The sequence below is a fragment of the Brevibacillus porteri genome (assembly GCF_003013475.1).
Lineage (GTDB): Bacteria > Bacillota > Bacilli > Brevibacillales > Brevibacillaceae > Brevibacillus > Brevibacillus porteri.
The window spans coordinates 15,105-36,786 of the sequence record NZ_PXZO01000021.1; the positions used below are offsets into that span (position 1 = coordinate 15,105).

Genomic DNA, 21,682 nt, shown 5'->3' on the forward strand with positions numbered 1-21,682 from the left:
GAAAATAATGCGGCAGCCTTTTTGCTTACTAAAGAAGCGGGGAGTATTTCTTGCTTTTCAAATCGTATTGGAGTCGATTGATAAAGTTCATGGAAATGCGGGAGTAATGCCGTTCCGCAGAGCGGACCCAGCCATAATAAATAGGTTGTTGATAAGGGATATCTAAATCAAGGGTTCTCGTATCGGAGTCTTGCAAATGTGGTTCATGAACAAAAGAGTAGTCCAGTCCGATCGTAACAGCGAGATTTTGCCGGATCGCATTGCGGAGGGCTTCTGTGTTGTTACTCGTAAACAAAATGTCGACAGGACCATACGTAGCGGCAAAATCCTCTACGAACCATTTGACATAGTCGTCGTTGTACAGGACAAAGGATTGCTTGCGAAGCTCTTCGGGCGTAACGGAATCCTGATAGGCAAGGGGCGAGTTTTTGGGGACGCCGACGACCATTTTCCCCTCTAGCAGCTGTTCGAACACCAAGCCAAGTCCCTCGCTCTTTTTGAGCAGGTTCTCGTGGATGATGACTAGCCCGATGTCCAGCTTGTCATGAAGAATGTCCTCTAATATTTCCTGCGTGCCTTTTTCTGCAATTTCGGTACGGATGTGAGGATAATCTTTCTTAAAGCTCGCGACGGCATCGACTAGTAGATTCATGGGCCCGGGAATCGTAGCGAGTCTCAGCTCACCCGTCAACGTGTTCGTGTAGTTTTGTGCTTCCTCCCAGATCTCCTGGATTATTCCCAAGGCTTCAAACGCTTTTTTGATGATGATGCGCCCCTCAGAGGTCGGTACAGCTCCAAGGCGCGAACGTGTAAACAGAGTAACGCCCAGCTCTGCTTCCAGACTCGCGAGTGACTGGCTGATGGCGGAGAGGGTCACATGCTTGTTCTGGGCCGCTTTGGTCAGGGAGCCTGCCTTCGCTATTTCTACGATATATTCAAGCTGTTCCAGATGCATAGCGTAGTGTCACATCCTTTAGTCGTACTTAAGCAAGGGTAAGTATGTTTACATATTTTTAAATATAAAAGAGTCCTATAATGAAAGCAAGGCAAGGGATCAGATACAAGAGAAGAGCGAAATGGAGGCGTTTGCAATGGCAAGACTCGAAGGAAAAGTAGCGGTTATTACCGGTGGAGGAACAGGGATTGGGAAAACAACGGCGATCCGCTTTGCCAAGGAAGGTGCGAAAGTAGTCGTTACCGATATTAATCTGGACAGTGCCTCGCAGACGGTAGCGGAAATCAAGGATGCAGGTGGAGAAGCCATCGCGATTGCGCATGATGTAAGCCGCGAAGAGCAATGGCAGCAAGTAGTGGCAACCACCGTTGAGCAATACGACAAAGTAGATATCCTGTTCAACAATGCAGGCATTTATATCATTAAACCGTTGGCGGAGATTACCGTAGAGGAATGGAATCGCCTCATGGCGATTAACGTAACGGGTGTCTTTTTGGGAATGAAGCATGTGATGCCCCTCATGGCAAAACAACAAGGTGGTTCTGTCATCAATGCCTCTTCCATCGCTGGGCTTTTTGGTGCACCGGGTCACGTCTTGTACGGAGCGAGCAAGGGAGCGGTTCGCATCATGTCCAAGGATGCAGCGATGGAGTATGCGGCACACGGTGTGCGCGTGAACTCGATTCACCCTGGCTATATCGATACAAACATGGTGTCCTATGCTTCGGAAACGACAAAGCATTCCAAATCAGAGTTGGCACAAGCGACTCCAACAGGTCGACTCGGAACTGTTGAGGATGTAGCCAATATGGTGCTGTTCCTCGCTTCTGACGAGTCTTCTCATGTCACAGGGGCGGAATTCGTCATCGATGGCGGCGCAACAGCGAGATAAAACGGTATGAATACCATTTTTGAAAATAGGAGGAGTTACCCATGAGACTCGAAAATAAAGTAGCGATCGTAACAGGTGGAGCAAGCGGAATCGGAGAGACGACCGTCCGTCTCTTCGCAAAAGAAGGGGCGAAAGTAGTGATTGCTGACTTCTCCTCACGTGGTAATGAATTGGCGGAAGAGCTGAATCAAGCAGGCTTCGATGCGTTGTTCGTGAAAACGGACGTAACGAAAGAAGACGAAGTGAAAAACATGGTGAACGCCACTGTAGAAAAGTTCGGAAAGGTAGACATTCTGTTTGCCAATGCGGGTATCGCGAAAGACGCACCAGGTCATCTGTTGAGCATGGATGATTGGCAAAGAACGATTGATATCAATCTGACTGGCGTGTTCTTGTGCGATAAATACGTTATCGAGCAAATGCTGGCGCAAGGAACTGGCGGCGCGATTGTCAACTGCGGCTCGATCCATAGCCATGCCGGAAAAGCTGGCGTGACCGCATACTCTTCCGCCAAAGGTGGAGTGAAGCTCCTGACCCAGACACTGGGACTTACGTATGCGAAGCAAGGGATTCGCGTAAATGCGGTTTGCCCGGGCTATATTGACACGCCGCTGATCGCTGGTCGAGATGAAGCCTTAAACGAGCACCTGATTGGATTGCATCCGATGGGGCGCTTGGGTAAACCAGAAGAAGTCGCCAAGGCTGTTCTGTTCCTTGCCAGCGATGATGCTTCCTTCGTCACAGGGACAAGCCTGCTGGTCGACGGCGGTTATACCGCGCAATAAAAAGGTCTTTCTCCTCGCGTAGATTTGTCTACTCGGGGAGATTTTTTTTTCGCAAGACCACATCGGACAAATGCCCTCAACCATCGTCCAAGCGGGCGCAAAACCGTCCGAATATGATGGGAATAAGCCATTGCAGACGGGGAGGGAGAGGAATTGCCGACTTTTGTGGGAACTGTGACAATCAACAACAATGTCGGAAACATTAACTTTGGTGATACGGCAAATAACTCTCCTAAAAGCGTAACCAAAGCGTTTGCCGGTTCAGGTGGAAACAACAGTGGTAACGTGGTAAAGGTCATCAATGAAAATAGTCAAACCATCACATGGGTGGGTTCAATTACCCGTGGAATGAAGGAAAAAAAAGCAAAGAAACAAATCCGTCGCAAAGCCCGAAAAGGCAAAAAGAAAAAGTAGACTTGATAAAGGCATTTGCGAATGTGGACAAGCTTGTGGAATAGAAAAGAGATTAAGACTATTGCGAATTTATGTGAATTGAGATAAAAAAGATGAAAGACGATCGCAGAAAGGAAGCAAACCAGATGATGAAAACAAATGGGGAATCACTCTTATTTACCCGTGTGAACAAAGACACGCAGGCACTGCCGATTTCCATTGAGGATTGGGAGAAAAAGGCGCGAGAGGTGTTACCGGATGGGCCATTTGATTACGTTGCCGGGGGATCAGGGGCAGAGGAAACGCTGGTAGAAAACCGGACAGCTTTTTCCCGTTGGGCAATCATTCCGCGGATGATGCGGGATGTGACGAATCGCACACTTGGTATCTCGATGTATAATCAAGCGTTACGCACACCGATCTTCTTGGCTCCTGTGGGTATGCAGACGATTTCACATCCCGATGGGGAGCTGGCGTCTGCAAAGGCGGCGGCAGCAGCCGGAGTGCCGTTCGTAGCCAGTACGGTTTCCGCTCACTCGCTCGAACAGATTGCTGAAGTGATGGGCGATGCCTATCGTTGGTTCCAGCTCTATTGGTCGAATGATCGAGAGGTTTCTGCGAGCATGGTCAGACGAGCGGAAAAGTCTGGCTATTCTGCCATTGTCCTCACGGTAGATACCGTTATGCTAGGGTGGAAGCGCAGAGACTTCCGTAACGGGTATTCGCCACTGCGCGAAGGAAGAGGACTGGCGAATTACTTGACAGACCCTGTTTTTTGCTCGAGACTCCCTGAGGTAACGCCGGAGAATGCAGTGGAGGAAGTGTTGAAAAACATTTATCATCCAGCGCTGAATTGGAACGATATCGCCTTTTTGCGTGAGCATACTCGCCTGCCGATTTTGGTAAAAGGCATTTTGCATCCGGATGATGCGCGGCTTGCTTTAGAGCATGGCGTAGATGGAATCATCGTTTCCAATCACGGTGGGCGGCAGATGGATGGCGCCATTTCTACGCTGGATGCGTTGCCAGCGATTGCCGAGGTGGTAGCTGGCAAAATACCTGTCTTGCTCGACAGTGGCGTGCGTACAGGAGCAGATGTCGTGAAAGCAATTGCTTTAGGTGCCAATGCTATCCTGATCGGTCGTCCATTCCTGTATGGTCTGGCTGTTGCCGGAGAGCAAGGCGTAGCGAGTGTGTTAGATACACTCATCCATGAATTTGACGTCGCGATGGCGCTGTCTGGCAGCAATTCTGTCGCAGACCTCAATCGCAGCATTTTGGCCCGTTTGTAAGGGGTAGCAGTCCAATCATACCCATTGTTGAAAAAAGTGAGCCAGGCTACGTGTGCTGGTTCATTTTTTTCGTATGGACACCTCAAGAAGTTTGTAAAAATGTTGTTTCTACCGCAGTTGTTCTCGTTGATCTTTCGGAAAAACATGGTAAAATGGAACGAACTGTATCCAGAACGTTACGATCCTTCTGTAAGGATCATTTTTTTTGACTGTATTCGAAAGTATAAACAGGAGATTGAAATGAATAACCAAATGATATCTTCACTGACACCCCAAGATTGGGCTGGGCTACTACGCGAAAAAGATGGTGAGCTGAACATGGTTGTGAATGAGCTGGCAGATGTCAAATACGCTTTGGACCAATCCACGATCTTGGCAATTACGGACCATAAGGGGATTATTTTGCGGGCAAATGAGCAATTTTGCCGCATATCCAAATACGAACGAAGCGAATTGATTGGAAAAGACCATCGTATTCTTAATTCGGGTTACCATCCGAAAGGCTTTTTTAAAGAAATGTGGTCTTGTATTCGATCTGGCCAGGTCTGGCGGGGGGAAATTCGTAATCGCGCCAAAGATGGCAGCTATTATTGGGTCGATACAACCATCGTGCCATTTAAGAACCAAGAGGGCGAAATCTATCAATACCTTTCCATTCGCAGTGATATCACATGTCGCAAGCAAATGGAAGACGAGCTCAAGCGGAGTGAAGAAAAGTATCGCATTATCGCGGAAAACACATCGGATATCATCAGCATCATCAACCTGGATGGGGAGTTTCTCTATTTGTCCCCATCTCACAAGCGGGTATGGGAGCATACCGTTCCTGATGAGGAAATCCATAACCTGTTCGAGTGGATTGTGGAGGATGACCGAGATATTTTTGCTTATGCGATTCAGCATGCCTTCTCTACACGTAAAGAGTACATGGTAGAGTGCCGGATTAACACCCAAAGAAACGATGTTATCTGGACAGAAAGCAAAATCAATCCGATAGCGGATGAAGAAGGAAATGTGACCAAGCTGCTCCTCGTTACCCGTGACGTTACAGACCGGAAACAGTCCGAAGAGACGATTCATCACTTGGCTTATCACGATGCGTTGACAGACCTGCCGAATCGACGGATGTATGTTCAACAGCTCAGCAAGGAAATGATGCAGGCCAAGCGTTTCCAATCGAATCTGGCTGTGCTGTTTTTGGACATGGATCGCTTCAAGGATGTGAACGATTCGTTCGGTCATGATGTAGGGGATATGTTGCTGATCGAAGCATCAAAACGTCTACAGGCATGCCTCAAGCCAGGAGATGTCGTGGCCAGGTTGGGTGGAGACGAATTTACGATTATGCAGAACCATCTGCAAGATCGAAGCGAAGCGTCTGCATTGGCAGAGCAGATCATGAATCAGTTGCAGCGGCCGTTTGAATTGGAGGGTCATGTGTTCAACGTGTCGTGTAGCATCGGCATCGCCTTGTACCCGCAAGATGGGGACAATCCCGAAGATTTGTTGAAACGGGCCGATACGGCCTTATATACAGTGAAATCGCGCGGGAAGAATGGCTATGACTTTTTCGATCCGACGATGGAGGCGAAGTCGCTAGAGCGTATCTTGATGGAAAATGAGATGCGGAAAGCCATTGCACAAGAGCAGTTCCAAATTTACTACCAGCCCAAAATCGATATTATGACAAGCGCGATGACTGGCATGGAGGCGCTCGTTAGATGGGTGCATCCAGAGCTGGGCATCATCCCGCCGAATCGTTTTATTCCTATCGCTGAGGAGACAGGGATGATTCTGGCGCTTGGGGAATGGATTTTGAAACAGGCGTGCAAACAAAATAAATTTTGGCACGATCAAGGATATACCCTGAAGGTCTCTGTGAATTTGTCAGCGAGACAGATCTATCAAAAAGATCTGGTCGAGATGATCAAAGATATTCTTCGGGAAACAAATCTGTCCCCTGATTGGCTAGAGCTCGAGATTACGGAGAGTATTTTTGTCAAAATGGAAGAGGCGACGGCAGTCCTGCAGCAGATTCGGGACATCGGCATCCAAATTTCGATTGATGATTTTGGGACAGGCTATAGCTCGTTTAGTTATATTAAGAGCTTGCCAGTCGATACCATCAAAATTGACGCCTCATTTATTCGCGACATTCATCACAACCAAGAGAGTCAAGCGATTGTAAAAGCGATTGTCACGATCGCGCAAAGTCTCAATATGAATGTCATCGCAGAGGGAATTGAGCTCCATGATCAAGTAGCGGCTTTGAAGGAAAATGGCTGCGACCATGGTCAAGGCTATCTGTTCAGCAAGCCGCTTCCGACAGATGCTTTCGACCAGTTCCTGCGCCAAGAGCTGCAATAATATGGCAGGAAGCAAAGCCGGGTGAGAACATCCGGCTTCTTCTTTTGTGTGGTACTATAAGAGGCGGACAAAAACAGAAGAGCAAGTGTGCAGCTAGAAAGGGAGGCCCCTCGTGGGAAAGTTTTCGGGTAAGACTGTTGTCGCTATTGCAAGTTTGGTATTGATGTGGGGATTAAGCTGGTCGATCTACAAAATGTCACTCGCCTATACGCCACCGATTTTATTCGCAGGAATGCGTTCGCTGATTGGCGGACTTCTGCTCGCTTTATTCATTTTACCGAAATGGAAAAAGATCAACTGGCGTGAAAACTGGTTGCGCTATTGTATATCTGCCTTTCTGAATACCTTGTGCTTTTACGGCATTCAGACGGTTGGACTCGTATATTTGCCAGGTGGATTATTCTCTGTGTTGGTGTACTTCCAGCCAATCTTGATAGGACTCTTTGCTTGGTTGTGGCTGGGTGAGAGCATGACGGTCCTCAAGGTCATTGGGCTGATCATGGGATTCCTCGGGATACTTGCGGTCAGTGCAGATGGACTGACTGGACAGGTTTCCATCGTTGGCGTCATTTTAGGTTTGTTGACGGCTCTTACGTGGGCGCTGGGCGTGATCTATGTGAAAAAAGTCAGTGCCAAGGTAGATTCGCTGTGGATGGTTGCCATGCAATGCATCATCGGTGGCGCGGCCTTAACTCTTTTGGGGACAGGCGTAGAGAGCTGGTCCGACATTGTCTGGAATGTTCCGTATCTGATCGGTCTCAGCTATGGCGCTACATTTGGGGTACCGATTGCCATTGTCATTTACTTTGGGCTCGTGAATGCAGGCGAGGCGAGCAAGGTGGCCGCCTTTACGTTTCTTGTGCCGCTCATCGCAGTCGTCACTGGCACCATTTTTATGGACGAGCCGATTACGTATTCGCTCATTGCTGGTCTGGTATTGATCGTGTGCAGTATTTACTTGGTGAACTATCAGAAAAAGATAAGACAGCCTGCAATTGCTAATACTCTCAATCGTTGATGGAGACGACAAAAACAGCCGACACTTCTCAGGTTCGGCTGTTTTTCTTTTTGGATTTATACGTAGGGCTCTTTGTAAATTCCTTTTTCATAAATGTACTGAAGGCAAGCATCCGGCAACAGGAAGCTGGGGTCTCCGCCTTTGCGGATTTCGTCTCGGATATAGGTAGAGCTAATTCCCATGTTGATGCCTTTGCTCATAATGAGAAAATGCTCGTCGTGATTGCGCAGCAGCGCGTCCTCCGCAATCAGGTCAGCGGTCGGATAGCCTTCGCGCGACATCACGATGAAGTTGAAGCCTGCGACCAGCTTTTCAGCGTTGCCCCAGTTCGACAGCCCCTCTAACAAATCCGATCCCATAATGAAAAAGAGCTCGTCGTTCGGATACTTCTTTTTCATGTGAATCATCGTATCATACGTATAGGTTTCACCTGGCAAGGCATCCATCTCGACTGTAGAAATTTCGAAAAGTGGTTCGCCATACTTGTTTGTTTTGTGTGTACTGCTTTCCAAAGCCAGTTTGAGCATGTGCAAGCGATGGACGTCCTCTGTCTGCAATTTTTTATCATGACGCTTTGAAGAGCATGGTACGAAAATGACTTTATCCAGTCGTCTCCGATGAGCGACGGTCGCTGCCGTGAACAAATGGCTGTACGTGATGGGATCAAAGCTGCTGCCATAAATGCCGATTCGCATGAAGATTGCCTCCTATTCGCCATGAGCCTGTTATTTTTTGCGGACAGTCATACCAAGCTGGTTCTGAAAATGACCGAGAGCCCATTTGTGACCTTCTGGAAGAAAGCTCGCTACTGCATCCTCGTGGATGACGACAGAAAAGCCATTATAGAAGCCTTCAATCGCTGTATGCAATACACAAATGTCCGTGCAGACACCTACCAGATGAATCTCAGTGATACCTCTCGTACGCAACAATAGCGCAAGGTCGGTGCCTTGAAAAGCACTGTAGCGCGTCTTATCCATCCAGTGAATCGTATCTTCGAATTCCTCGTAAATCTCCTGAATGCTGCCATACAAATTCCGGCCAGACGTACCGATAATGTTATGCGGAGGGTAGAGGCCTGTCTCAGGGTGGTACGGGTCCTGCTCGCGATGAGCATCGACTGCCATGACGACAAAGTCGCCTTCTGCGAGGAAGTCGCGGATCAATTCTCCAATGCGTCCTTCAATAGCCTGACCAGGCTCACCACAAGTCAATGCACCATCTGTCGCGACAAAATCATTTGTGTAGTCGATCACAATTAAAGCTTTCATGGCAAAAACCTCCTGAATTTGTGCGTTCAAAAAGTCAGCTGTTCAGCACCGAGAAAGTGTCCTTGCTCAGTAAATCATGGCAATTGGGGTAAAGCCAGTAAAGCGATAGAGCTTGGCTGGCGAATTCGAAAACTCGGTCGAGTAGACAGGCTGTCCGTCAGCGGATAGAACTGGCTCGAGAAGTCCTTGTCGTCGGGTTGTCGCAAGCAAGCGACGCTCAAAATTACCGCGATCTTTTGCCGAAAAGGATGGAACGACAGTCTCAATCACTTGCAGCAGCTCACTCAAGGTAAACTCATCTGGCAAAAACGCTTTGGCAATAGTCGTTTGCAGCATCTGCTCACGAACTCGCTGTAAGGCGTCAGTTAAAATTTCACGATGGTCAAAAGCAAGGTTGAGGGCAAAGGCTTCCTCAATCGGAAACAGCTGCGCGTCCGATGCGTCATCATTTGCCTGTGCGTGCTTCAATAAATCTTCATGAACGAGGGAGACATAGGCAACACTCGGGATCCAACCACGAGGGTCTCTTCCCGGCTTGTAGTACGTCTTCAACTGCTCGATGTGTACATCGCGGTCAATATTCGTCTCTTCTTTCAGCTCACGATAGGCGCATTCGTCCAGTGTCTCCGATTCATGGGAAAACCCGCCAGGCAAGGCCCATTGCTCTCCAAATATATCGCTTTTTCGCTTGATTAAAAGAACGGCCAATTGCTTGTGTGGCAGCGATTTTGTTTTCGTTTGGCGCGGGATGGAAAGGATCGTAAAGAGGCAAATATCTGTTGGAAGCCCATCCGGCGAGCGGTACTTTTTGGTCCGATAGTGGATGCGTTTGGCTCGAAGGGGAGACGTACTCACAAGATCATCCTTTCCGTTTGCTCGAATCTGTTATCATGCTTTTATGGTATGATATCGAATTAACAATGTCAATATCACAATGTAAAAATATGTGAAAAAAGACGTCTGTGAATGTCAGACGTCTCTCGAAGCAGTTCCTGCGAAAAGCGAGTGATTAAACAGCATCCAGCGCGAGTCGCAATGTAATGTTAATGTTTTCTTCCGTTTTGGCCACGATTGTATGAGGGCTGGTCAATCCGAAGTCACCAAACGTTACGATGGATGTTCCTTCCAACTGTAGCTTGCCTTGGGAATAAATCGCGTCAGCATTAATTTTCACGTCTTTGGCAATTCCTTTTACGGTCAGGACGCCATTGATGGTGAACGAAGCCTTTTGTCCCTCTGTCCATGTGGTTGGCCAGTTCTCAAAAGATTTCGCTTCAAAAGTAGCAGCTGGGTGCACGGCAGTATCAAAGTAATCAGGAGATTTAATATGGGTGTCGCGCTTTTCATTACCGGAGTTCAGCTGATTCAAGTCAGCGGAAGCTGTTGCTTTCATTTGATCTGGTGCAGAGAGGTTCACATCCCAGCTGCCGGTAATCCCGTCCATTTCAAAGTTTACCGTTTCTTTCGACGTCGTTACGGAGAAATAGACTTTGGACTGGTCATTAATCGTCCATTTTTTATTCAGTTGATCTGCTGTCAAAGCCGTTGAGGAAGCGGTAGATGAGGCTGTGGTTACCGCAGCTGCAGGCTGAATCTCCACATGGTTTCCCACGAAATAGTCATAGAGCATGTAACCTCCGATACCGACCACGAGCGTGGCAATTGAAGCTGTCAGGATAACCGAATTCTTTTTCATTATTGTATAACCTCCATGTTTTTGAAGTGTTCAGATTTGAGTCGTATGTATTTGACTACGCAGGGATCATTATGAGAGAGGAAGCTGAGTGGGTCTTGAAAGCTGGCTGAAAGTTTGTTGAAAGTGCAATGGTAAGAGAATTATCAACGTTTTTTATATGAAATTTACATTTTTTGGTTTGTTATTCTGTAAAAAGCTTTCAGCTCGTACTCAGGGCATATTCAGCAAACATTCAGCTACTCTTGGCCTGTTCAGGTAAAATAGAGGTGAGGTGAAAAAAATGAGCCTAAACAAAGGCATTAAAATATTGCTTGTCGATGATGAACCGACCATCCTGCAATTTTTGGAGATGGGTCTTGAAAATGAAGGCTTCCAAGTATTGACGGCACAAGATGGGATGACCGCGGTGACCATGGTGAAGGAGCATCAGCCCCATGTCGTCATTCTCGATGTGATGATGCCAGGTATGGACGGCTTCGAGGTATGCCGGATGCTGAAAAAGATACAGAATGTAGCAACGATCATGCTAACAGCCAGAGAAGACGTAGAGGATCGGGTAAAAGGGCTGAAGTTGGGTGCTGATGATTATATGATCAAGCCGTTTAGCTTTGAGGAGCTGCTTGCCCGTATCCATGCTCGCATTCGCAATCATTACCCGCATCTGCTCTCCAAGGTACATCTCGGCCCCTTCCAGATCGATGACAGACGAAAGGAGATTAGCTACGAGGACACGCTTCTGGAGCTATCGCCAACGGAATACTCTTTGCTGAAATATTTGGTGACGAACCACGGCTTGGTGTTGAGTAAACCCATGATTCTGGATAATGTGTGGGGCTATGATTTTGGTGGGGAGGAGAATATTGTCGAGGTGTATATCCGCTCCCTGCGTGACAAACTGAACGATCGTCAGCATCGGATCATTCGCACATTGCGCGGTGCGGGCTATCGGGTTGATTTTGTATGACGATGAATCGAAACAATCAATGGGCCGCCTTCCTAGAACCGAACTCTTTGCGCTACCAGCTGTTGTCACGTTCGTTATTTATCTTATCCGGGTTGCTGCTTCTAATCGGCATGATTCAATACTTATTGATGGAGCAGTTCTTATATCGCAGCAAAGCGGAAAGCCTGTTAAATCTGGCAGTTACCGTTCCTTATCAGGTCTTGGAAGACACGGAAACGCTCCCGAAAAACGATCAGTATGTCAGCGCGTTGCTTTCCTTGCGTACACCCGATATCAAGTATGCCTTTATTGACAATGACGCCAACGTGACGGAGCTGTTTGCGAATCCGACCGAAGGGTATTCCCCGCGCTTTCCTGAGAGTTTATACCGCGAGATCTTAGCTAGTGGTGTATGCAGTTTTAAATACAAAATTTTGGAAGGTAGCACTGGGAAGGATTATTTGGTCGTGCTGGCACCTATCAAATCACCTGAACAGCTGCAAGGAATCGTACAACTGAGTACACCTGTTGGCTCGATGCGGGAAGTGCTCTTTCCACAGTTGATCATTTTCTTCTCTGCGTCTGCACTCGCCTTGCTCATTGGTTTGTTAACCTATGTGCCTGTGCTCCGTCGTACGCTGAATCCACTTTCGCGTATTGAGGTTACAGTTGAACGGATCAATGCGGGTAATTTGGATGAACGACTGCCGATGGATCAAGGTCAGATGGAGATTGATCAATTATCGGCGGTCTTTAATGGAATGCTGGAGCGGTTGGAAACCTCCTTTAAAATCGAACAAGAAGCTGGAGAACGGATGCGACGCTTTGTGGCGGATGCCTCTCACGAATTGCGAACACCGCTGACATCCATTCATGGTTTTTTGGAGGTGCTGCTGCGCGGTGCGGCGGCAAATCCCGAACATTTACAGAAAGCATTGAAAAGCATGCACGGCGAGACAGAGCGGCTGAACAAACTCGTCAACGATTTGCTGTACCTGGCTCGGATGGATCGGGAACCAGCTTTCTTTTTGCAAGAAGGGCAGTTGGACGCGGTCGTGCACAGTATGGAATCGCAGCTCATGGTTCTGGCCGGTGACCGAAACGTTCATTTCCGCGTAGAACCGAATGTTTCGGCTACTTTTGATTGTGACGGAATGAAGCAAGTCATTCTCAATCTGTTTCAAAATGCGGTGCAGCATACTGGACCTGTGAACGGTGAGGTCGAGCTTACATTGAGAAAGCTTTCCAATGGGATTGAACTGACGATTAGAGATAATGGGGCCGGGATCGCACCGGAGCATGTCCCGCATGTATTCGACCGTTTCTACCGGATTGAATCCTCACGCGCACGCAAAAGCGGAGGTGCTGGCTTGGGGTTGTCGATCACCCAATCCATCGTAGAAAATCATCGGGGAAAAATTGACGTACAAAGCAGCCTGGGAACAGGGACGGTGTTTCGCGTCTGGTTGCCTATCGGTTTGAAAGAGGTCCAGAAGACAGAAGTTGTTGGTTGACAATGAGAGAAAACCTCATTTATAATCTGAGACATTCAATAAAACAACCAACACAGCCGTGAAAAGGAAAGTAAAAAAGGGATTTTGACGTCCAGAGAGTTGCCTGTTAGCTGAGAGGGCAGCCGCGAACTCTTTTTGAAAGCCACCTTGGAGCTCTGCTTTTGAAAATGCCAAGTAGAAAGCAGCGGATGGCCCACGTTATGGGGCGCATGTCTTTGTAGACAGCACAAGTTTGCCTTTTGTGAGAGAGGCAAAAAAGCTGAGTGGTACCGCGATACCTTCGCCTCAGCAATCGGATTCATGGAAATCATGAGTCTGGTTGCTGAGGCTTTTTGCATGATGCCGTTGTTCAAAAAGTCGACTACTTGAACACGCACTTATGTACAAAAAATAAAGAGAAAACTGGAGTGGTGGGGCATGGATCGCTTGAAGCAAAGAGAGCTGTTGCACCTGTTGGAAGAAGACAGTCGCATGAGCGCTGAGCAAATCGGAAAAATGATCGGAGAGCCGACCGAGGTCGTTGAGCAGACGATTGCAGCATTGGAAGCCGAGAAGGTCATTGTTAAATATCCAGCGCTGGTGAACTGGGAGCGTGTGGATGATCATCCGTACGTGAACGCCATGATTGACGTGAAAGTCACGCCGAAGCGCGATGTTGGCTTTGATGAAGTGGCGGAGCGAATCTGCCGTTTCCCAGAAGTGAAGGCTGTTTACTTGATGTCTGGTGCAAGCTATGACTTGTCGATTATTTTGGAAGGCAAAACGATGAAAGAGGTAGCCACTTTTGTTTCGCAAAAGCTGTCCACTCTCGATTCAGTTGTCTCAACAGCTACACACTTTATTTTGAAACGTTACAAGCACGATGGTATTGAGCTGGAAGATCGTGACGAAGATCACAGGATGGTGGTTACACCGTGAGTACACAAGTCAAAGTCAAAAACCGTTTATCCAATACAGTTCAGTCGTTGAAGCCATCAGGTATTCGCCGCTTTTTCGATTTGGCAGCATCGATGGAGGGAGTCATTTCCTTGGGCGTAGGGGAGCCTGATTTCGTCACTCCTTGGCGCATGAGAGAAGCTTCGATTTCTTCCTTGGAGCGTGGACATACAGCTTATACATCCAATGCAGGTATGCTGCCATTGCGCGTGGAAATTCAGAAATACTTGGAAGAACGTTTCTCTGTCAGCTATCATCCAGAGACAGAAATTCTCGTGACGGTTGGTGCCAGCGAAGCGATTGATATCGCACTGCGTGCCATTCTTGATCCGGGTGATGAAGTATTGGTCGTGGAGCCTTGCTATGTCTCCTATGAACCAGTCATTCGTTTGGCTGGCGGGGTGCCTGTTTTCCTGAAAACTACGATGGAAAACGAGTTCAAGCTGACACCGCAAGAGCTGGAGACGCACATCACCGCGCGTACAAAAGCAATCATTTTCTGCTATCCAAATAACCCGACTGGGGGGACCATGACGGCTGAAGAGTGGAAAACACTTTTGCCGATCATTGAAAAGCACGACCTTATGGTGATCTCTGATGAGATTTATGCAGAGCTTACTTACGGTCGAATGCACGATAGTATCGCGGCTCTGCCAGGGATGAAAGATCGGACGATCCTGATCTCCGGTTTTTCCAAAGCGTTCGCGATGACCGGCTGGCGTCTGGGATATGTTTGCGCGTCGCCTGATTTGCTCGCAGGCATGCTGAAAATCCACCAGTACACCATGCTGTGTGCACCGACGATGGCTCAGATGGCTGCATTGGAAGCCCTGCGTCATGGACGCTCTGATATGGAACGAATGATTGAGAGCTACCGTCAGCGCCGCAATTATGTGGTAGATGGATTCCGTCAAATCGGATTGACTTGCCACGAGCCGGACGGAGCATTCTACGCATTCCCGTCTGTAGCTTCTACAGGTTTCAGTTCTTCTGAGTTTGCGGAGAAGCTGCTGATGGAGGAAAAGGTAGCTGTTGTACCTGGAGACGTGTTCGGCGAAAGCGGACAGGGTCATATCCGTTGTTCTTATGCAACATCGATGGAGCAATTGAAAAAGGCGCTGGAACGTATGGAGCGCTTGATGGGACGGCTGTCCTAACATTTTCCGGGAAATAAAGGGGGGGCGGCTTTCAAGCTGCTCCCTTTTTTATGAGTAGTTGTTGGGGGGAAGAAGCGCATTTCCAGTCTGCACTTCGGCCTACGCCCCAGAGGCGTTTGACTGGAAATGCGCTTCTTCTTACGCGGCTGTGGTAGGGGAACAGCTTGAAAGCTGGGGCAAGAGGATGTTTTGCAAGTAGTTCGAGGAGGGGGTTCCTAATGATTTCATTGCCAACCCAATTTACCCAAACAATTATGGGCATACATAAAGAAGCGGGACGTCTTTGGCTCGATTCCTTTCACGAGCTGATTGACGATTGCGAAGCACGGTGGTCTCTAAAGGTACTAGATCCGTTTCCACTCTCCTATAACTTTGTCGCACCTGTTGTGTTGCAGGATGGGAGAAACGCAGTGCTGAAGCTGGGCGTGCCTGGACTGGACTGGCAGAGAGAGCTGACGGCGATTCGGGCTTTTGCGGGGCGGGGGATGGTGCAGTTACTCGATGCTGACGAGGAAAAAGGGATCATGCTTTTGGAGCGCATCATGCCAGGGGAGACACTGGACAAGCTGAGCAGCGAAGAAGAACGAATTCAATGCTTGGCGGACGTGATTAAAAGGATGCATACCCCCGTTTCGAACGCTGGCAAGCTTGCGTCTACGTTTCCAACGATAGCGGACTGGGCTGTGGGACTGGAAAAGATTCGTCCACATTTCCAAGAGGGGATAGGACCGATTCCCGAGCAAATGGTGGAGCGAGCCATGCAATGGTACAAAAAGCTTCTCTCCACACAAAAAGAACAGTGCCTGCTGCATGGTGATCTGCATCATGAAAATATTTTGCGCGCAGAAAGAGAGCCGTGGTTGGCAATTGATCCAAAGGGGCTAATCGGGGAGACGGAGTATGAGGTGATTCCGTTTTTGCTGAACCATTTGCCAGAGGATGGGGTAGAAGAAGTAATGAAACAGCGGGTCGATGGACTGACGAAGGCGCTGTCTTTGCAAAAAGAGAGAGTGTTGACGTGGGCGTATTGCCATAGTGTGCTATCGGCTTGGTGGTTTATAGAGGATTTTGGTGTAGACGGTGGTCGTCTGGTGATGCTGGGAGTTTTTGAGAGGCTAATAAATGAGTAAAGGCTTCACCCTGTGGGATGAAGCCTCCTTTATTTTAAATGAATAGATGAGATCCTTCGTGATACGAAATATTAATAACCAGTCGACTGATTCAAGGTGGTAGCAGCGAGATTGTATTGATAAACCGATTCGATTGCTTTTGCTTCGGAGTCAAACAGGTTTGCTTCGTCTTCCATCAGTTCTTTCATCGATGCTTTTCCTAATCTATATTGATCGATTGTTGCCTGATAGCGCTCCAATGCGGTTTCTTTCTTTGTTGTACTTTCCTCTAATGCCTTTTTCGCTGTCAGTACCTTCGTATAGTTGTCACTTACTTCTTGACCGATTTTCTTTTGTGTTTTTTGTTTTTGCAGTTCCGCTTTTTTGTGCTCATTTTTTGCGATTGTACCTTTATGTGTGCTGAGTGCGGAATACTCTGCTGTGTAATCAATTCTTACTTGGGCAAAGTCTATTTCTGCTTGTGCTTTGATCATTTCAGGACGATTTTCATAAGCTTTTGCTTGCAATTGCTCTAAGGAAAGCAACTCGTGTTGGGTCAGATCAGTAGCGATGATTTTCCATTGTCTATCTGCTTTTTCATTCAATAAATCGTTGAGTTTGGCCAATGCTTGCTTGTAGCTGGTTTCAAGGGCAGCAAGATTTTTGTGAGCTTCTGTTTCTTGGGAGTCCAACCAGTACTGTCTTTGCAAGCTTTTCTTTTGTGCTTTGATTTTGGCGTCTAGTGATTGGGCTTCGAAGAATGCTTTTTGCACCTGCAATTGAATGGTGTTTTTTTGCGTATTCAGGGCGACTTCATCGACAACCACCTCTTTGACCGCTTTGGCAGCGTCTTCGAATTTCTTTTTTGCATCAGCTAGCGACATGATGTCGGCTTTTTTGATTTCTGCTTTTTCTCTCAATGTGATGGATGTTTCGTACTTTGTAATATCTAAGTCAAGCCGAAGCACCTCCAGATCAACGCTGTTCTTTATTGCCTGTTCGACTGCGAAATCTAGCGACAAAGGGGAAACATCCGTCTGTTCAGCAGTGGCCACGAGTGGTGCGGCCAGAGCCATATGGGCGCCACCTGTGAGGAGAGAAGTGACTAATGTTGTGCTGTAAATGTGTTTGAAGAGCCTGGATTTCATGGGGCAACCTCCTGATCATATATACAAGAATCTGATAACGATTCTCATTATCAAATCCATGAAAAGTATATATTTCCAATAGAGTTTCGTCAATAAGAAAATGTTCTTTCGCCATGTTCTTGGTCAGAAATCCAAAAGGTATCCCCTTCTGGAAACAGGCAAAGTGAGCATCTGCCTGTTTCCCCAAAGGGGATTTGTTCATCGTGACGGGAAAAGAACTATTCTTTGTCCCTGTTTTCTTTGTTTTCCGCAGCCGCCTTGTCAGTTTGGTCCAATGTCCCTTCCTTGGCTGTAAGAGAATAACCATGCATATTGCTTCCGTTATAACCCATGTCCGGTTTTTCCTTTGAGCTGCGATCAGTCATTTGCTTCCCCCTTATTTTGTCCAGTGGGTGTAGAGTCTTGCTGCACATACGGATTGTCGACGTCATTTGGTTCCTTGTCTAGATTGGTACGGATTGCGATTATGGGGCTAGTAGGAGGCTGAGCGATCAGTCTGTCATCCAGTTGTTTGAAATCAGGCAGGTCGTTTTCGCGATTGTCATACATGTTCGTCCCCTCCTTTACGGGTTAGTATGTCCATCAACTACACCAAAAAAAAGAGCCCCAGTCCCAGGGAAGTTCGGGAGGAGGCTGTGACCATCATCTTTGTGTAGTTAACTTGTTTTCTTGGTCAAGATCTTCATAAAAGAGGCAAGATTCGTTTGAAGCAATGGTGTGAAGGTAGAAAAGGAAGCATTTTCAGCGAGCGTATTCATTTGACGAACAAATTCAGTGGCGTCCTTTGTATTTACATTCTCAAAGCGGTTAGTGATTTTCGTATTTTTTAAATCGGAAAGAAGCGTAGCTTGTTCGTTCCGGTATTGAGAGATCCAGTCTGGTCGATGTTGCAGCTTTTTGACGAATTGAATCAGCATGCTTACTTTCTCTGTTTGATTGGTAGCCGCATGCATTTTTTTGTAGGCTTCCGGGTCATACCGCTCCATCAGCTTGGACGGGTTAACATAGTCGCTCGGCGCCCCATGTGGTTTTTGCGGAAGCTCTACGTAGCTGACACTGCCGGTTGCAGGGTCAAGCTTTCGTGTTTTGGCAACGCCAGCGAGCAAATGGAGGGTATCCAAAAATTCAGCAGCATTTTCATCAGCCATGTATTGGTCTGCCAAATATTTGCCTTGGGTTAGACCGACTTCTACCAAAGCAGCTCTTTCTTCATCGGTGTAGGTGGATGGGGAGTTGAAAAAGTTTTGCTCCAGGATGTGGTCAAAGGCTTTGCGAGCCTCGGGTGGTTTATCTGCAAAAATTTTATCCAAACGCTCATTAATCTCTGTGTTAAAGAAAAATTGGACACTGTGATGCTCGATGACACCAGCAGGGAGCTCGCGTGCCTTGTGAGAACGAAGGTCTACTGTATCGTGCTCGGGCAATCCTAGACGAGTTCCTGTCACCATTTTGGGTGCAAGTTGGTTAGTTGAAAGCTGGGGGGTTAGGTAGCGGGTATTCGATTGGATGTGCATGTTCTACTCTCCTCACATGGATTCATGTTCAGTCGTGATGGCAGGAGATCTGGTTACCTTATATCAGATGACTGGTATGAGTTGTGAGAACGGAAGGAAACGGATCTCAATGGCTTCTTGTCTATACTATCGGCAATTTTTGGGCAGTTTTTAATATGCCAACAAACATGAAAAAGGACTCCCGTTTAGATAACGGAAGTCCGTACTTATTTCTTCGATTATTTCGTGTGCTCATCCATGCTGAAGTCTACTTGTTCAAGAGGGACGAGCTCGGTCTTTTTGGTAATTTTATAAGCGAGCCAAACGATTAAGAAGAGTGGCAGGCCAATGTAAGAGACCAGGATGCCATACCAGTCAACCGTTCCACCCATGAATGCGGAGTAGTTTTGCCCAATAATAACGATACAGCAAATGATGAAGGCTAAAATCGGTCCAAACGGGAACCACTTTGCCCGATAAGGCAATTCGCTTAAGTCACGACCCTGAGCGATAAACGCTTTACGGAAACGGTAGTGACTAATGGCAATGCCCAGCCAAGCGATGAAGCCTGACATACCGGAAGCATTCAGAAGCCAGACGTACACTTCGCCTTCCCCAAACAGAGAGGACAGAAAAGCAAGGGCGCCGATGAGCGCAGTCAAGATCAAGGCATTGATCGGTACGCCGTTACTTGTTACTTTTGCGAACCATTTTGGTGCGTTTCCTTCTTTCGCCAAGTTCCACAGCATGCGTGTAGAGGCGTACATGCCAGAGTTTCCAGCAGACAATACAGACGTAAGAATAACGGCATTCATGACGGATGCTGCAAAAGCAAATCCGGCATTTTCAAAAACAATCGTAAACGGACTGATCGCAATATCCGTAATGTCGCCACTGATCAGATTTGGATTATCGTATGGAACCAACAACCCGATGATCATAATAGCGAGGATGTAGAAGAGCAGGATGCGCCAAAAAATTTGACGGATGGCCTTCGGAATGTTGCGGGCAGGGTCTTCGCTCTCCCCAGCTGCGACACCAACCAGCTCTGTCCCTTGGAAAGAGAATCCGGCAATCATAAAGACACCGAGCAGGGCCATGAAGCCGCCATTGAATGGCGCGTCGCCTTTGGTGAAGTTTTGGAGGCCGACTGCTTGGCCGCCCATAATGCCAAAAATCATCAACACACCAACAATAATAAAGACGATTACCGTTACTACTTTAATCAAGGCGAACCAATATTCAGATTCTCCATAGGCTTTCACAGACAGGAGATTCAAGGCAAACAGCAATCCGAGGAACAAAGCGCTCCACAATATCGCTGGGGTATCCGGGAACCAATATTTCATAATGAGTGCGGAAGCTGACAGCTCGACGGCAATGGTAATGGCCCAGTTGTACCAGTAGTTCCAGCCGAGAGCAAAGCCGAGAGATGGATCGACGAACCGTGTGGCATACGTCGAAAACGAACCAGAAACAGGCATGAAGGCCGCCATTTCCCCCAAGCTGGTCATTAAAAAGTAAACCATGATACTAATGGCGAGATAGGCAACTAAAGCTCCACCAGGTCCGGCGGAATGAATCGAGCCTCCGCTCGCGAGAAACAATCCCGTCCCAATCGAGCCGCCAATGGCGATCATCGTCAGGTGTCGGGCTTTTAAACCACGTTGCAATTGATTTTGTGACATAAGCTACTTGCACGACCTTTCTTGATTTTTGAGAAGGAAGGTCGGAAACGAAAAAACCGCCATAGCCAAAAAAATGGCATAGGGCGGTATCATCCAATCCCCACCAAGCCTTCACTGAAGATAGCTCACCACGCTTGCTTGGCATGCAAACGTGACAGTTCTGCCCCTTTCGAGTACAGCCCCAACCCAATCGCACAGAGACGCGATATGAGCTTCGGCGGATTTTCCTTACCTGGAGTCATTGATTTTCTCTGAATCTCGTACAGGATGATATAAAAGCCGCGACCTCTATCCTCACCGTGAAAGATGAGGATAACATGTATGAAATTATGTGATTTATCAACTATAAAGGATTGTTTATGATTAATCAATGTGAAATTTTGTTATTCAAATGAGCGTCTGGCAGGCCAAGAGCCTTGTAACTTGCGAATTTGGACAATTTGTCCCGTATGAAACGCATCATGCAGGACCAGACTCATCACGGTTTGGTAAATGGGCGTATAAGTAGCCGTCTGGTTTAAATCCTCATCCGTCAGCAAGGAAAGCTTTTCATGAATGTGGCGATGGACGCTTTCCGTGCGCAAGAGGGTAGCTTGCCAAGCGTCTTCGTCATCCGGACCGCCGGACGGGATGAAGGTATCATCGTTCGTCTCAGCCGAGCCAGGAAATTCAGTGCCCAATAGACGATGCAACAGGCGTTCTTTGTAATAAAGAAGGTGGCTGACGTTTTCCCAGATCGTGTTGGCTGCTTCTCCTACAGGGCGCCAGCTGGCCTCGGCTGCTGATACTCCGGAAAGCGCTTCTTTTAAGGGTGGATACCAGTCTTCCTTGTCATACGTACATTCCCATCCATGCAAAAGCAAGTCCTTCCGATTCATACGCTTCCTCCTCGTCTGTGAAACAGATTGATGAAACGCTATAATAGCAGTAAGAAATGAAAGTGTAACCAGTTAATTTAATTACGGTAGTTACAAAAAGATATTACCATATTCTGTATAGTCATACAAGAGAGAAAAATGTAGGGT

Annotated in this window: 22 protein-coding genes, 1 riboswitch and 1 other annotated feature; of the genes, 11 read left to right on the plus strand and 11 right to left on the minus strand. The window is 47.5% G+C overall.

The window, feature by feature from the left end; genetic code table 11:
- Window positions 1–28: 28 nt before the first annotated feature.
- Window positions 29–955, minus strand: a complete 927-nt coding sequence (locus C7R92_RS12860; protein WP_069853058.1) for a LysR family transcriptional regulator — start codon at window positions 953–955, stop codon at window positions 29–31.
- Between the two features lie 136 nt (window positions 956–1,091).
- On the opposite strand from C7R92_RS12860, the gene C7R92_RS12865 reads away from it, so the two are divergent.
- From C7R92_RS12865 to C7R92_RS12890, 6 genes are all read left to right on the plus strand, one after another.
- Window positions 1,092–1,847, plus strand: coding sequence for an SDR family NAD(P)-dependent oxidoreductase (locus C7R92_RS12865; RefSeq protein WP_106834510.1), 756 nt, complete (start codon window positions 1,092–1,094; stop codon window positions 1,845–1,847).
- Window positions 1,848–1,888: 41 nt separating this feature from the next.
- Window positions 1,889–2,632, plus strand: coding sequence for an SDR family NAD(P)-dependent oxidoreductase (locus C7R92_RS12870; protein ID WP_106834511.1), 744 nt, complete (start codon window positions 1,889–1,891; stop codon window positions 2,630–2,632).
- Between the two features lie 153 nt (window positions 2,633–2,785).
- On the plus strand, window positions 2,786–3,046 hold the full coding sequence (locus C7R92_RS12875) for a spore germination protein (RefSeq protein WP_017251957.1): 261 nt from the start codon (window positions 2,786–2,788) through the stop codon (window positions 3,044–3,046).
- A 125-nt stretch (window positions 3,047–3,171) separates the two neighbouring features.
- Window positions 3,172–4,317 carry an alpha-hydroxy-acid oxidizing protein gene (locus tag C7R92_RS12880; protein ID WP_167403205.1) on the plus strand — a complete coding sequence of 382 codons (1,146 nt, stop codon included), beginning with the start codon at window positions 3,172–3,174 and terminating at the stop codon, window positions 4,315–4,317.
- A 240-nt stretch (window positions 4,318–4,557) separates the two neighbouring features.
- On the plus strand, window positions 4,558–6,684 hold the full coding sequence (locus C7R92_RS12885) for a bifunctional diguanylate cyclase/phosphodiesterase (protein ID WP_106834576.1): 2,127 nt from the start codon (window positions 4,558–4,560) through the stop codon (window positions 6,682–6,684).
- Between the two features lie 112 nt (window positions 6,685–6,796).
- Window positions 6,797–7,702 carry a DMT family transporter gene (locus C7R92_RS12890; RefSeq protein ID WP_017251960.1) on the plus strand — a complete coding sequence of 302 codons (906 nt, stop codon included), beginning with the start codon at window positions 6,797–6,799 and terminating at the stop codon, window positions 7,700–7,702.
- Window positions 7,703–7,758: 56 nt separating this feature from the next.
- Here the strand turns inward: C7R92_RS12890 and nadD are convergent, their stop codons facing one another.
- The 4 genes from nadD to C7R92_RS12910 form a co-directional block, all read right to left on the minus strand.
- The gene (nadD, locus tag C7R92_RS12895; RefSeq protein WP_106834513.1) at window positions 7,759–8,397 is read right to left on the minus strand and encodes a nicotinate-nucleotide adenylyltransferase; all 639 of its coding nucleotides are present in this window, start codon (window positions 8,395–8,397) and stop codon (window positions 7,759–7,761) included.
- A gap of 30 nt (window positions 8,398–8,427) precedes the next feature.
- On the minus strand, window positions 8,428–8,973 hold the full coding sequence (locus tag C7R92_RS12900; protein ID WP_017251962.1) for a cysteine hydrolase family protein: 546 nt from the start codon (window positions 8,971–8,973) through the stop codon (window positions 8,428–8,430).
- A gap of 66 nt (window positions 8,974–9,039) precedes the next feature.
- Window positions 9,040–9,828, minus strand: a complete 789-nt coding sequence (locus tag C7R92_RS12905) for an NUDIX hydrolase (protein WP_017251963.1) — start codon at window positions 9,826–9,828, stop codon at window positions 9,040–9,042.
- Between the two features lie 154 nt (window positions 9,829–9,982).
- Window positions 9,983–10,669 (minus strand): YceI family protein, encoded by a 687-nt coding sequence (locus C7R92_RS12910; protein ID WP_106834514.1) that lies wholly within the window; start codon window positions 10,667–10,669, stop codon window positions 9,983–9,985.
- Between the two features lie 280 nt (window positions 10,670–10,949).
- Between C7R92_RS12910 and C7R92_RS12915 the strand changes: the two genes are divergently transcribed.
- The 5 genes from C7R92_RS12915 to C7R92_RS12935 all read left to right on the plus strand — a co-directional run bounded on the left by C7R92_RS12915 (window position 10,950) and on the right by C7R92_RS12935 (window position 16,349).
- Window positions 10,950–11,633, plus strand: coding sequence for a response regulator transcription factor (locus C7R92_RS12915; RefSeq protein WP_069846543.1), 684 nt, complete (start codon window positions 10,950–10,952; stop codon window positions 11,631–11,633).
- Entirely contained in the window at window positions 11,630–13,126 is a 1,497-nt protein-coding gene (locus C7R92_RS12920) for a sensor histidine kinase (protein WP_106834515.1), read from the plus strand. The genes C7R92_RS12915 and C7R92_RS12920 overlap by 4 nt, the downstream gene beginning before the upstream one ends.
- A gap of 49 nt (window positions 13,127–13,175) precedes the next feature.
- Window positions 13,176–13,417: a binding site (T-box leader), on the plus strand.
- A 126-nt stretch (window positions 13,418–13,543) separates the two neighbouring features.
- Window positions 13,544–14,044 (plus strand): Lrp/AsnC family transcriptional regulator, encoded by a 501-nt coding sequence (locus C7R92_RS12925; protein WP_007722565.1) that lies wholly within the window; start codon window positions 13,544–13,546, stop codon window positions 14,042–14,044.
- A complete protein-coding gene (locus C7R92_RS12930; RefSeq protein ID WP_017251967.1) occupies window positions 14,041–15,219 on the plus strand; it encodes an aminotransferase in 1,179 nt (392 codons plus the stop codon). Before C7R92_RS12925 ends, C7R92_RS12930 begins: the two co-directional genes overlap by 4 nt.
- A gap of 218 nt (window positions 15,220–15,437) precedes the next feature.
- The gene (locus tag C7R92_RS12935; protein WP_106834516.1) at window positions 15,438–16,349 is read left to right on the plus strand and encodes an aminoglycoside phosphotransferase family protein; all 912 of its coding nucleotides are present in this window, start codon (window positions 15,438–15,440) and stop codon (window positions 16,347–16,349) included.
- A gap of 71 nt (window positions 16,350–16,420) precedes the next feature.
- On the opposite strand, the gene C7R92_RS12940 is transcribed toward C7R92_RS12935, so the two are convergent.
- From C7R92_RS12940 to C7R92_RS12960, 6 genes are all read right to left on the minus strand, one after another.
- On the minus strand, window positions 16,421–17,476 hold the full coding sequence (locus tag C7R92_RS12940) for a TolC family protein (protein WP_106834517.1): 1,056 nt from the start codon (window positions 17,474–17,476) through the stop codon (window positions 16,421–16,423).
- Window positions 17,477–17,694: 218 nt separating this feature from the next.
- Window positions 17,695–17,841 (minus strand): hypothetical protein, encoded by a 147-nt coding sequence (locus tag C7R92_RS32325; RefSeq protein WP_167403206.1) that lies wholly within the window; start codon window positions 17,839–17,841, stop codon window positions 17,695–17,697.
- On the minus strand, window positions 17,834–18,025 hold the full coding sequence (locus tag C7R92_RS12945; protein WP_106834518.1) for a hypothetical protein: 192 nt from the start codon (window positions 18,023–18,025) through the stop codon (window positions 17,834–17,836). Before C7R92_RS12945 ends, C7R92_RS32325 begins: the two co-directional genes overlap by 8 nt.
- Window positions 18,026–18,132: 107 nt before the next feature.
- A complete protein-coding gene (locus C7R92_RS12950) occupies window positions 18,133–18,990 on the minus strand; it encodes a hypothetical protein (protein WP_106834519.1) in 858 nt (285 codons plus the stop codon).
- Between the two features lie 218 nt (window positions 18,991–19,208).
- A complete protein-coding gene (locus tag C7R92_RS12955; protein WP_106834520.1) occupies window positions 19,209–20,657 on the minus strand; it encodes an amino acid permease in 1,449 nt (482 codons plus the stop codon).
- 113 nt (window positions 20,658–20,770) lie between these two features.
- Window positions 20,771–20,956, minus strand: a riboswitch (Lysine riboswitch).
- Between the two features lie 84 nt (window positions 20,957–21,040).
- The gene (locus C7R92_RS12960) at window positions 21,041–21,535 is read right to left on the minus strand and encodes a DinB family protein (RefSeq protein WP_106834521.1); all 495 of its coding nucleotides are present in this window, start codon (window positions 21,533–21,535) and stop codon (window positions 21,041–21,043) included.
- Window positions 21,536–21,682 lie beyond the last annotated feature (147 nt).